The organism is Candidatus Ponderosibacter sp. Uisw_141_02, assembly GCF_048087665.1.
GTDB lineage: Bacteria > Pseudomonadota > Alphaproteobacteria > Puniceispirillales > Puniceispirillaceae > UBA3439.
Genome location: NZ_CP159807.1, coordinates 818,383 through 830,608 on the forward strand (window position 1 = coordinate 818,383; position 12,226 = coordinate 830,608).

Consider the following 12,226-nt stretch of genomic DNA (forward strand, 5'->3'; position numbering starts at 1 on the left):
GTGACCCGTAACGGCGTCACCTGTTTGATTTAGGGATTGCAAATTTGATTTCAAGCCCCGCTAGATGCGCGTGCCAAATAATTTTACCACCTGCCATTCGGTGCGGTTGATTTGGGCATTGCTCAGCATTGTCTCAACAGCGGTTTGAAACTGATTTAGCCGCAATCGGACATTGGGGTTAAGGTCGGTATTTTGTTTGGCAATCAAAATTAGGGCGAGAGCTTTTTCCAGATCGCGTTTGACGCCTTTTCCATGTGCCGTCATTACCGCCAGATTATATTGCGCGGCGACATGATGCCGTGCGGCGGCCAGACGGTAAAAATGCGCTGCCAGCCGTAAACCCTTCTGCACGCCACGGCCATTTTCATAGGAAACCCCGAGATGAAACAATGCCGCTTCATGCCCTTCAAAGGCGGCCATGGTAAATCAGATATTAGCTTTGGCATGATTGGATGCAGCATTTTGGCTTTGATCTTTTGACAGCTTGAGGCCGATCATATATTGAATCTGCGCTTTGTGATGCTCGTCGGCATGAAGCTTACTTGGACTTCCAAGCACAAGCATGATGAAGCCAAGCGTCAAAATCAACACCATTTTGTAACGGGTCTCGAACTGGCTAAGGGGATCTCGAACTGGCTAAGGATTGAAATTAGATAAGGCATTTGAAACGCCTCCTTGAACAAGCCAGTGGGGCGACAGCATCGCCGACCGGCAGGTGAACCTCTCCCTTGCTTTCAACAATAGAGATAAATAATTTAGAAACTGTTAATGCAGCACGTTTTTTTGACAGAAATTGACATCATGCTTTTGCTGTTCCATCTCTTGACAATCTTTGGTGTTTCGCCTAAACCACACTCCGGTTTGTAGACGGCGTGAGTTTGTCAGCCGCTACGCATCAGGCATCAATTATCAGCGGTTGAAACGATCACCAAATCGATCGGTCGCAAAATCTGGCGCAGCGCTGGCCCATCAGCACCGCCAGGTCATTAGAAAGAGCAAGAAAATGGCTGTTCCAAAGAGTAAGATCACCAAGTCCAAGCGCAATATGCGGCGGGCACACGACGCATTGTCTTCTGATGCCTATGTTGAAGATAAGGTCACCGGTGAATTGCATCGCCCGCATCATATCGATCTTAAAACTGGTATGTATCGCGGCAAGCAAGTCCTTAAAGTTAAAGAGCGTATCTAGTTACAGCTGCGTCTTGCTGAGCAGGGCGCGCTTAATTCTGGCTTTCACTCTGGCACCGCTGACAGGCATCATCACTTTATGAACGATAAAAACGCAAAATTTGGTATTGGAGCGATTGTACGTCATCGCGTCTATCCGTTCCGTGGCGTCGTTGTTGATGTTGATCCAGAATTTGACAATACCGATGAATGGTATGAAGCCATTCCTGCCGAAGTGCGCCCCAATAAAGAACAGCCCTTCTATCATCTTCTCGCGGAAAATTCGGACAGCTATTACACAGCCTATGTCAGTCAGCAGAATTTGCTTCCCGATGGCGAAAATGGCCCGGTAAGCCATCCTGACGTCGACGATATGTTTGACGGGCTTGATGGCGAGCGCTATGTGCTTCACCCCGAGGCATTTAACTAGGCTTTTGCCATTGCGGCAATCTGCCCCATTGGCAGGCATTTCGTTTGTTGATTTTCTCCCAACCGGCAATTTGCCGGTTTTTATTGGAAATTCTGCTTTTTTTTAAAAAACTGCCGCCCGTTGCCTTGAAAAAATGGGCTGATCAGTCTATCTACTGGTAATCAGGACTAAATTGGTCTTGATTATGATAATCATTCGCAAAACGCCGGTTTTGAAAGGGTTTTCCGCTTTTTGAATTGACCGGCTTGATAGGATAGACAGGCTAATATGCTTCGCTTAAACCGGATGACCGATTATGCCATTGTTGTGCTTGGCGCGCTTGCGCATCGGCATGGCGATGTTTTGGCTACGGCGCATCTGGCTGAATTAACCGGATTGGCCCAACCAACCGTGGCGAAAGTTTCGAAAATCCTGTTGGCCGCCGATTTGGTTGAAACCCAGCGCGGGGTGCGTGGGGGCTATAGATTGACAAAAGCACCGGCGGCGATCTCGCTTGTTGATATTGTCGAAGCAATGGAAGGCCCGATTGCGGTGACTGATTGCGTCGATGGAGCGCAAGATCCATGCGCGGTTAGCAATTGCTGTTTCATGAGCAGTCATTGGAACCATGTCAATCTTGCCATTCGCAATGCCTTGAATGATGTCAGCCTTGAAGATTTAACTGATCCGGCACAATTGTTTCCCTTGCCGGTATCACCGCCAATAACCGAAGACGACAGTCAGTTGTCCCGACAATAGTCGGCATAACGTTACTATAAAAAGGAACCAGCCTTATGGTCGCAACGCAAGAAACCATCGACACGCTTGAAGAAGCAACCGGTAAATATAAATACGGGTTTGTGACTGATATTGAATCGGACAAGGCACCCAAAGGCCTGAACGAGGATATTATTCGGTTCATCTCTGCCAAGAAGGACGAACCACAATGGATGCTTGATTGGCGCTTGAAAGCGTTTGCGACATGGCAAAAGATGGAAACACCTGATTGGGCCAAGCTGGATATCGAGCCGATTGATTATCAGGATATCCATTATTATGCGGCACCAAAAAGTGGTGAGGGGCCGGCGTCACTGGATGAAGTTGATCCGGAATTGCTTAAAACCTATGCCAAGCTTGGCATTCCGCTTGATGAGCAAAAAATTCTTGCTGGTGTTGTTGCGGTTGATGCGGTTTTTGACTCAGTGTCGGTTGCCACGACATTCCGCGGTGAATTGGCCAAGGTCGGGGTGATTTTCTGCCCGATCTCCGAGGCTATTCGTGACTATCCTGATCTGGTGAAGAAATATATCGGTTCGGTTGTGCCGGTTGCCGATAATTATTTCTCGGCTTTGAATTCGGCCGTCTTTACCGACGGATCATTCGTCTATATTCCAAAGGGGGTTCGCTGCCCGATGGAATTATCGACCTATTTCCGCATCAACGAGGCCAATACAGGCCAGTTTGAACGGACTTTGATCATTGCCGAAGATGAAGCCTATGTCAGCTATCTCGAAGGTTGTACGGCACCGCAACGCGATGAAAACCAGCTTCATGCCGCCGTTGTCGAACTGGTGGCGATGGATGATGCCGAAATCAAATATTCAACCGTACAGAACTGGTATCCGGGTGATGAAAACGGCCGTGGCGGTATTTATAATTTTGTGACCAAGCGCGGTGCATGCCGTGGTGACCGGTCCAAAATCTCATGGACACAGGTTGAAACCGGATCAGCGATCACTTGGAAATATCCATCTTGTATTCTGCAAGGGAAGGATTCGGTTGGCGAGTTTTATTCGGTTGCGCTGACCAATAATCTCCAGCAGGCCGATACTGGCACCAAAATGATTCATATTGGCGAAGGCAGCCGGTCAACGATTATTTCGAAAGGTATTTCGGCGGGCCGGTCGCAAAATTGCTATCGCGGTCTTGTTCGCATTCAGCCTGGCGCTGAAAATGCGCGTAATTTCACCCAATGTGACTCGCTTCTTGTTGGCGATAAATGTGGGGCGCATACGGTTCCCTATATCGTTTCGCGCAACCCAAGCGCCAAAATTGAACATGAGGCCACCACCTCGCGCATTTCCGAAGACCAGCTTTTCTATTGTCAGCAACGCGGCATCTCAACTGAAGATTCGGTGTCGCTGATCGTCAATGGATTTTGCAAGGAAGTGATGAAAGAACTGCCAATGGAATTTGCGGTGGAAGCCCAAAAGCTTATTGGCATCAGCCTTGAAGGTTCGGTTGGCTAAAACCAAACCAGAAAATAACTAGATATAATTGGAAAAGACTTATGGCACCTTTACTTGAAATTAGAGACCTCCACGCCTCGGTTGGTGATACACCAATCCTGAAAGGCATCAACTTAACGATCAATGCTGGTGAAATTCACGCCATCATGGGGCCGAATGGATCGGGCAAAAGCACCATGTCTTATGTGCTTGCTGGCCGTGACGGCTATGAGGTCACTGGCGGTGACATTCTGATGAATGGCGTTTCCATGCTGGAAATGGAATCAGATGAACGCGCCCGTGCCGGCATGTTTCTGGCCTTTCAATATCCGGTAGAATTACCGGGTGTTGGCGGCATGAGCTTTTTGCGCGCCGCGGTTAATGCCCGCCGGATTGAAGCTGGCAAAGATGAAATCGACCAGCTGGAATTTGTAAAGCTGGTTCGCGCCAAAGCAAAACATCTAAGCATCAATGATGATATGCTAAAGCGGGCGGTGAATGTCGGCTTTTCTGGTGGCGAGAAGAAACGCTATGAGATTTTGCAAATGGCACTTCTCGAGCCGGTTCTTTCGGTTCTTGATGAAACCGATTCAGGGCTTGATGTTGACGCATTGAAAATTGTCTCTGACGGCGTGAATCTATTGCGTGATCCAGCCCGAAGCATGCTTGTGATCACTCATTACCAGCGTTTGCTAAACCATATTGTGCCTGACTATGTTCATATTTTGGCCGGTGGCAAAATCCGCCGCACTGGCGGTAAAGAACTCGCACTTGAAGTAGAGGAGTCGGGTTATGTCGGCATCGACGATGCAGCCTAATTTGGACCAGCTTGCGGGATTGACCGGCGTTCGTGCAGGGGCGTTAACACGCTGGCAGGAAACAGGCTGGCCACATAGCCGGGTCGAACAATGGCGGTTTACCCGCTTGGCAAGCCTTGAAAAAATGGACCTTCATCCAGCTTCGGCTGCTGCAGCGGCGGAAACCGTGGCCATTTCGGCTGACTTGCCGGAAAATGCCGTGACCCTGTCCTTTAGCAATGGTGTTTTGGATGTTGCCAATCTTGCCGCTTTGCCCGATGGCGTAACCGCCAGCTTTTTAAGCGAGAATGACACGGCCCTTGCCGCGCTTGCCGCATCGGTGCCAGCGTCGCATCCGGTTAGCGACCTGTCGCTGGCCGTGATGACAACCGGTCTGCATTTAGAGATTGTGGGCAAGGTTGATGTGCCGATCATTTTGGTCTTTACCGGTGATGACAATGGGGTGTCTTCGCATCCGGTTGTGTCGGTCAAGCTTGCTGAAGGCGCGTCGGCGGTTCTGGCTGAGTGGCATCAGTCGGCTGTTGGTTTGTCAGCACCGTTGATGGCAATCGAGGTTGGTGACAAGGCGCGGCTTGATTATGCCAAGGTACAGCATGACTCAGCACAAAGCGCGCATCTGGCGGCAACTGGCTTGACGCTTGGTGAAGGTTCGGTTTTCGAGGGGTTCCAGATTTCCGTTGGCGGTCAATTGGCGCGCCTTGAAACGCATATCACCTTGTCGGGTGAAAATGCTGATTGCACCTTATCGGCAATCTATCTTGGTCGGGCAAATCAGCACCATGATATCACCACCAATATGAACCATGCCAAAGGGCATTGTCTGTCGAACCAGATTATCCGCGGGGTTCTTGATGATTCGGCGCGTGGTGTGTTTCAAGGCAAGGTGCATGTCGCACCCGATGCACAAAAGACCGATGGCCAGCAAATGAGCCGTGCCTTGCTTTTGTCGCGCAAAGCCGAAGCCGACGCCAAGCCCGAATTGGAAATCTATGCGGATGATGTTTTGTGCGCGCATGGGGCAACGGTTGGCGAACTTGATGAAACCCAGCTTTTCTATCTGACAAGCCGCGGTATTGACCGTGAAACGGCGCGTGGAATGTTGATCTCGGCATTTCTCGATGATGCCATTGACAGCATCAGCCATCCCGCATTGGCAGACATGTTGCGGCCGGTGACGACCGCATGGATGACGGCATCAAACCGTTCTGAAACCGGAGATAAATAATGGATGCAAATGCCGCAGATACCAGCATGACTACCAATATGACTGGCGGATATGATATCGAAAAAATCCGGTCTGATTTTCCAATCTTGTCGCGTAAAATTCACGGCAAGCCATTGGTTTACCTTGATTCTGCGGCATCGGCGCAAAAACCAAAAGTGGTGATTGATGCGTTGGTTTCGGCCTATTGCGATACATATTCAAATGTCCATCGTGGCCTGCATTTCCTGTCTGAGGCGTCAACCGATGCCTATGAGGCGGTGCGTGGCAAGGTTGCGCATTTCATTGGCGCAAAATCAGGTGATGAAATCGTGCTGACCGCTGGTGCAACAATGGCGTTGAACATGATTGCACAATGCTGGGCCTTGCCAAGATTAAAGGCAGGTGACGAGATTTTGATCAGCATTGCCGAACATCACGCGAATATCGTGCCGTGGCAAATGGTGGCCGAAAAGACCGGTGCGGTTCTTCGTGCCTTTCCGGTTGATGAAGATGGCAGTTTCAATATGACGGCCTTTACCGACATGGTCACAGCCCGAACCAAAATTGTGTCGGTACCGCATGTCTCAAATGTGCTTGGCACCGTATTTCCGGTTACTGAAATGGCCAAGATCGCACACGACGCCAATGCGCTAATGGTTGTTGATGGTTGTCAGGGCGTCGTTCATATGCCTGTTGATGTTCAGGCCTTGGGTGCTGATTTTTATGTTTTTTCCGCACATAAGCTCTATGGGCCGAATGGTGTTGGTATTCTGTGGGCCAAGGCTGAAATTCTGGCCGAATTACCGCCATTTTTGGGCGGCGGCGATATGATTGACCGCGTGACCATCGAAAAATCCACCTATGCTTTGCCGCCGCATCGTTTTGAGGCGGGAACACCGGCCATTGCCGAAACCATCGCCCTTGGGGCGGCGGTTGATTATGTGCAATCGATTGGTATGGAAGCCATTCGGTCGCATGAACAAGATATTCTGGGCTATGCGCATCAGCGGCTTTCCGCGGTTGATGGCTTGCGCCTGATTGGTACGGCCGTTGGAAAATCGGGTGTTGTATCCTTTACGATGGATTGCGCCCACCCGCATGATATTTCAACAATCATTGATAATGATGGTGTGGCCATTCGTGCTGGCCATCATTGCGCCCAGCCTTTGATGGATTTCTATGATCTTCCATCAACCGCGCGGGCATCGGTCGGCATCTACACCACGCGTGAAGAATTTGACGCTCTGGCAATTTCGCTGGAAAAAGTGAACCGGATTTTCACATAGGGGCGGGGTGATGACACAAGATCACAATTCCAAAACAGTCGCGCCAGATGATGCTGGTCTTGATAATGACGGTCCGGGTCTTGATGGTCCGGGTCTTGCCGATTTTCTGCCCGATACCAGTAATGGCTATATTGCCAAGGCTGGTGCTGCGCTTGAAAATCCGGCTGGACAGGCTGATCCGGTGGCCGTTGAAGATGCGCTGAAATCGGTTCATGATCCGGAAATTCCGGTGAATATTTATGATCTTGGTCTGATCTATGATGTTGAACGACGGCAAAATGGTGATGTTTATGTTACCATGTCACTGACAGCGCCTGGCTGCCCTGTTGCTGGTGAAATGCCAGGGCAGGTAGCACGGGCATTGGCTGCGGTTGACGGCGTTGGCGAAGTTTCGGTCGAATTGGTCTGGAGCCCGCCTTGGACGCCCGAGCGTATGAGTGATGATGCGCGCCTTGCTTTGGATTTTTAATTGAGCGGTTTGCGAAAGACCGGCTATTTGGAGCTTTAAAAACATGTTTGACCCAACAAAACCAATTGTCACCTTGACCGAAGCTGCGACTAGCCATGTTCACCGTTTGATGGCGCGGGCTGATAATAATGTAATTGGTCTTCGTGTCGGGGTGAAAACGGCGGGCTGTTCGGGCATGCAATATGATGTTCAATTTGCCACCGAGCAAAAGCCATTTGAAGATAAAATCGAACAGGACGGTGTGACCTTATTTATTGACCCAACCGCCGTGATGTTTTTGATTGGCTCGCAAATGGATTGGCAGGAAGATAAATTTTCCGCCAAATTTGTTTTTAGTAATCCCAATGAAATTGCCCGCTGCGGCTGTGGTGAGAGCTTTTCGGTTTCAACACCATCATAAACCCTGGCGCGTTTTAACGATTGTAAGGCAGCTATGGCTTCGTCCAATTTGCGCAAAACGGCGTCGCTCCTTCGTGCGCTGATGCATTACACCGCCCCGCGTGGCGATAATAAAATCCGTGTGCGAATTGGTGCAGCCTTTGCCTGTCTTGTCGCGGCGAAAAGCTCGAACATGGTCACTCCGCTTTTGTATGGGACGGCGGTTGATCTGGTGAATGGCGATTCCGGCTTTGCGATGTCGGCTTTGATGTTTCTTGTTGGTGGCTATGCGTTGGCGCGACTTGGCCAGCAGGTGTTTAGCGAGGCCAAACAATATCTTTTTGCCAAGGTGGCACAACGCGCTGTTCGTGGCGCGGCATTGAACGCCTTTCGCTATCTCCACAAATTATCGCTTCAATTCCATATGGATCGTCAAACTGGCGGCATGACGCGCGCGATTGATCGCGGTGCCAAGGGGATTGAATTCCTACTGACGATCGCCTTTTTCGAGGTTTTGCCGCTTTTTGTCGAAGTGGCCTTTGTCAGCATCATCATGTGGCATTTATTTGGCGGGTTTTACGCAGGTGTTACCTTTTTAACCGTTGCAGCCTATGTCTATTTCACCATTCGCGTCACCGAATGGCGGATCAGGTTTCGCCGTGAAATGAACACGGCTGATGAAGCCGCCGCCACTCGCGCGGTTGATTCCTTGCTCAATTACGAAACCGTCAAATATTTCAATGCTGAAGGTGTTGAGGCAGCGCGCTATGATACAGCGATGGCCAATTATGAGGTGATGGCGGTTCGGTCCCGCACATCTTTGTCAGTCGTCAATATCGGGCAGGGAACCATCATTGCATTTGGCCTGATGGCGGTTATGGCAATGGCGGGTTCTGATATTCAAAAGGGCAATTTGACCGTTGGCGATTTTGTTGCGGTGAATACCTATCTTTTGCAGCTTTATCTGCCGCTTAATTTCCTTGGTTGGGTTTATCGTGAATTGCGCCAGGCGCTTGTTGATATGGAACGGATGTTTGGTCTGCTTGATGAAGAACCGGGCATTGCCGACAAGCCAGCGGCAAAACCGATCAAGATTGATGGCGGTGAAGTGGTTTTTGATAATGTGCATTTTGCCTATGGTGACCGGCCAATTTTAAAAGGCGTCAGCTTTACCGTTAAGCCGGGTAAACGTGTTGCGATTGTCGGGCCAAGCGGGTCGGGAAAAACCACCATTTCACGGCTGTTATTCCGGTTTTATGATCCGGTATCGGGCGCGGTTCGTCTTGATGGGCAGGATCTTCGTGATGTAACGCAGGCCAGCGTTCGTGCGGCCATTGGTGTGGTGCCGCAAGATACGGTGATGTTCAATTCAACGATTGGCTATAATATTGGCTATGGGCGCAATGGCGCGAACCAAGATGATATTGCCGCAGCGTCAAAGATGGCCTCGATTGACCAGTTCATTGCTGGTTTGCCTGATGGTTATGACACGATGGTTGGGGAACGCGGGCTGAAATTATCCGGTGGTGAAAAACAGCGTGTTGCGATTGCTCGTGCCATTTTGAAAAAACCGTCAATCTTTTTGTTTGATGAGGCAACCTCGGCACTGGATAGCCGCACTGAAAAAGAAATCCAGCATGCGCTTGATACGGTATCGAAAAGCCAAACCACCGTGGTAATTGCGCATCGCCTATCGACAATTGTGAATGCTGATGAAATTCTTGTTCTTGCCGAAGGCGAAATTGTCGAACGCGGAACCCATCGCCAGCTTCTGTCGCAAAAAGGGTTATATGCGCAGATGTGGGAACGCCAATCATCAGGGTTTCAAGATGATGAACGGGCTTCTGATATTATGCATAACAAAGCCGGTTTGCAGGGGGTTCAGCTTTAATGTTTGATTGGGCGCGTTCGGCGGGGTTGCCCATGCTTGGTGGCCATGATTTATATGTTTATCATCGTGACGCCTCGGTTCGGGCGCATTTCTGGCCAGCTGGTCAGGCAGCGCGGAATCCGGATGAAAAATATGCTGTTGATGCCACTGCGCCTGCCCCGTCAACCGCGCATAAAACCATTGTCATCCTTCCCGGATTTACCGAATTTTGCGAAAAATACAGTGCCGAAGTCCTGCATTTCCATGAAAAGGGCTATCATGTTTTGATCATTGATTGGCCCGGGCAAGGTCAGTCAGGCCATTTTGGCCGACATCCGCTTGCGGTTCATTGTACCGATTTTGATCATCATCTATCGGCGCTTGATGCGGTGGTTTCGGCTGTTGGTCTGGACGAGCATGAACTCGTGCTATTTGGTCATTCGATGGGCGGGCATCTTGCGCTTCGCTATGCCGCATGGCGCTCCTATAGGGTCGCGTCGGTAATCTTGTCGGCACCAATGATGGCTCCGCCAGTCATGCCGGTCTGGTTAATCCGGTTAGCCAGCTATCTTCTTGGTGGTCTTGGCCTTGCCCGATCGCATCCACCATTTCACCGCGTGCTGTCTTTGGATTGGGTGCGGCATTATCGGCCAGAAAATGTGCTGACGCGGTATCCGAAAGGATATGAGGATCAATTTGTCTGGTTCGATGATGCGCCCGAATTGCGCCGCAGCGGGCCAACCATTGGCTGGGTTAGCGCGGCCTATCAATCTTGTGCGCTCTACACGTTAAATCCCGACTGGTTAGCCGCGCTTGATGTGCCGGTTCTGGCTTTTGTCCCTGGCGATGAGCGCGTTGTCTTTGCGCCGGCAACCGATAGCAATCTTCCCCATATCAGGAATCTTGAGCGTATTGTCTTTGATGGTGCGCGGCATGAATTAACCCGCGAATTGCCCGAAGTAACCGACGCTTTATGGCATCATGTTGATCTTTTTTTAGCGCGGCTGGACACCGCCTATAGCTATGAGATTGACGATAATTAGCCGGTTTTTTTAGTGCTATTAGCGTTTTCGCCACCCTCAGGGCCATAAAACATCACCCATGTCGACATTGTGTCGCTGAAATCGGTAAAGCGATGCGGCAGGCGAGCTGGTACAAACAAGAAATCACCCGGGCCAAATGATATAATTTCATCACCCATTTCGAAGTTTCCATCACCTTCAATGATGACATAGCATTCGTCGTGATCATGCGGTTTTTGATGATCGGATGTCATGGTTTGATACACTTCGACAACAAGGCTGCCATGCGTGAATAAGATGCTGAATGGCGTGGTGTTTTCGTCGCTGCTGGCCTGTTTCAGGCTAAGCGTGCGCCTTGCCTGCGTAACGTCGAGATGCTTTGCCTTTGTCATGACCATCACCATGCTTTGAAAAACAGCATGGTTAGGATATCTAAAGCGTCTTTAAATTTGATTAAATTTGCATAAATATCCTGGATCAAGAGGATTACGGATCAGGTTAAGAATTGTTCTCTTGTCGCGCGCTCGGACAGCGAAAAGCCTGGATCATATAAAAGATTAAGCGTGATATCAGTAGCCTGCTCAACAGCAACGCGGGTCACATGCCGAATTTCGGCACTGTCAGCGCTGGCGCTTACCGGACGGAATTCATGTTCAAGAACATCAAGGACCACTCTCGAGTCATCGGGCAATAATGCACCCCGCCAGCGCCGTGGCCGAAAGGCCGAAATTGGCGTTAACGCCATTAACCCACCGCCAAGCGGAATGACCGGACCTTGTGCTGATAAATTATAGGCGGTTGATCCGGCTGGGGTTGCAACAAGGATACCGTCACAAACAAGGCATTCCATTTGCTGTTTATCATTCACCGAAATGGCGATATGCGCCGCATTATGCGTTTGCCGTAATAAAGATACTTCATTGATTGCCAATGCGTCATGCGTGTCTCCATCGCGTGCTGTTGCGGTCATCCGCAACGGATGCAAAGGTGCGGTTTCGGCAGCGGCAACTCGATCAGGCAAATCATCATTTTCGTAATTGTTCATCAAAAACCCAAGTCGCCCGCAATTCATGCCAAAAACAGGCAAGCCATATGACAATGAATCCTGCAACACATGTAACATATGCCCATCACCGCCAAGCGCAACAATATGGGTCGCGTCCTCGATTTTGGTCTGACCATAAAGTTCGGTCAGCTGCGTAAGGCGAAGTTTGGCCTCATCATGTTCAGAAGCGCTAAAATGGAGTTTCATGACCACCTGCTATCATAGGATCAATGGTTGGGATAATCTCAATGCATGGCTTATCATAGAGTTTTTGCCGCTCAAAGGCAAAACCACTTGCCAATTGGCACCGATATCGGCCATCTTCACCGG

At 50.0% G+C, this 12,226-nt stretch carries 14 protein-coding genes; 11 read left to right on the forward strand and 3 right to left on the reverse strand.

The features are described from left to right. Positions 1–60 precede the first annotated feature (60 nt). Complete coding sequence (locus ABXT40_RS04180) at positions 61–420, reverse strand: tetratricopeptide repeat protein (RefSeq protein ID WP_443646580.1); 360 nt, start codon at positions 418–420, stop codon at positions 61–63. 583 nt (positions 421–1,003) lie between these two features. On the opposite strand from ABXT40_RS04180, the gene rpmF reads away from it, so the two are divergent. The 11 genes from rpmF (at position 1,004) to ABXT40_RS04235 (ending at position 10,872) form a co-directional block, all read left to right on the forward strand. Then, the gene (gene rpmF / locus ABXT40_RS04185; protein ID WP_443646581.1) at positions 1,004–1,189 is read left to right on the forward strand and encodes a 50S ribosomal protein L32; all 186 of its coding nucleotides are present in this window, start codon (positions 1,004–1,006) and stop codon (positions 1,187–1,189) included. 78 nt (positions 1,190–1,267) lie between these two features. After that, positions 1,268–1,597, forward strand: a complete 330-nt coding sequence (gene hspQ / locus ABXT40_RS04190) for a heat shock protein HspQ (RefSeq protein ID WP_443646582.1) — start codon at positions 1,268–1,270, stop codon at positions 1,595–1,597. A gap of 267 nt (positions 1,598–1,864) precedes the next feature. Continuing rightward, positions 1,865–2,335 carry an SUF system Fe-S cluster assembly regulator gene (locus tag ABXT40_RS04195; protein ID WP_443646583.1) on the forward strand — a complete coding sequence of 157 codons (471 nt, stop codon included), beginning with the start codon at positions 1,865–1,867 and terminating at the stop codon, positions 2,333–2,335. A gap of 35 nt (positions 2,336–2,370) precedes the next feature. Next, on the forward strand, positions 2,371–3,825 hold the full coding sequence (gene sufB / locus ABXT40_RS04200) for a Fe-S cluster assembly protein SufB (RefSeq protein ID WP_443646584.1): 1,455 nt from the start codon (positions 2,371–2,373) through the stop codon (positions 3,823–3,825). A gap of 41 nt (positions 3,826–3,866) precedes the next feature. After that, the gene (gene sufC, locus ABXT40_RS04205) at positions 3,867–4,622 is read left to right on the forward strand and encodes a Fe-S cluster assembly ATPase SufC (protein ID WP_443646585.1); all 756 of its coding nucleotides are present in this window, start codon (positions 3,867–3,869) and stop codon (positions 4,620–4,622) included. Then, positions 4,597–5,847 carry a Fe-S cluster assembly protein SufD gene (sufD, locus tag ABXT40_RS04210; RefSeq protein WP_443646586.1) on the forward strand — a complete coding sequence of 417 codons (1,251 nt, stop codon included), beginning with the start codon at positions 4,597–4,599 and terminating at the stop codon, positions 5,845–5,847. The genes sufC and sufD overlap by 26 nt, the downstream gene beginning before the upstream one ends. Next, a complete protein-coding gene (locus ABXT40_RS04215; protein ID WP_443646587.1) occupies positions 5,847–7,112 on the forward strand; it encodes a cysteine desulfurase in 1,266 nt (421 codons plus the stop codon). The genes sufD and ABXT40_RS04215 overlap by 1 nt, the downstream gene beginning before the upstream one ends. Before the next feature lie 10 nt (positions 7,113–7,122). Beyond that, a complete protein-coding gene (locus ABXT40_RS04220) occupies positions 7,123–7,581 on the forward strand; it encodes a DUF59 domain-containing protein (RefSeq protein ID WP_443646588.1) in 459 nt (152 codons plus the stop codon). Between the two features lie 43 nt (positions 7,582–7,624). Beyond that, on the forward strand, positions 7,625–7,981 hold the full coding sequence (locus ABXT40_RS04225; RefSeq protein WP_443646589.1) for a HesB/IscA family protein: 357 nt from the start codon (positions 7,625–7,627) through the stop codon (positions 7,979–7,981). Between the two features lie 33 nt (positions 7,982–8,014). Next, positions 8,015–9,850, forward strand: coding sequence for an ABCB family ABC transporter ATP-binding protein/permease (locus ABXT40_RS04230; RefSeq protein ID WP_443646590.1), 1,836 nt, complete (start codon positions 8,015–8,017; stop codon positions 9,848–9,850). Next, positions 9,850–10,872, forward strand: coding sequence for an alpha/beta fold hydrolase (locus ABXT40_RS04235; RefSeq protein ID WP_443646591.1), 1,023 nt, complete (start codon positions 9,850–9,852; stop codon positions 10,870–10,872). Before ABXT40_RS04230 ends, ABXT40_RS04235 begins: the two co-directional genes overlap by 1 nt. Here the strand turns inward: ABXT40_RS04235 and ABXT40_RS04240 are convergent. Together ABXT40_RS04240 and ABXT40_RS04245 are read right to left on the reverse strand one after the other, a co-directional pair. Further along, positions 10,869–11,243 (reverse strand): cupin domain-containing protein, encoded by a 375-nt coding sequence (locus tag ABXT40_RS04240; protein WP_443646592.1) that lies wholly within the window; start codon positions 11,241–11,243, stop codon positions 10,869–10,871. The two genes, ABXT40_RS04235 and ABXT40_RS04240, sit on opposite strands and share 4 nt — an antisense overlap. 101 nt (positions 11,244–11,344) lie before the next feature. Further along, a complete protein-coding gene (locus tag ABXT40_RS04245) occupies positions 11,345–12,103 on the reverse strand; it encodes an NAD kinase (protein WP_443646593.1) in 759 nt (252 codons plus the stop codon). Positions 12,104–12,226: the final 123 nt, after the last annotated feature.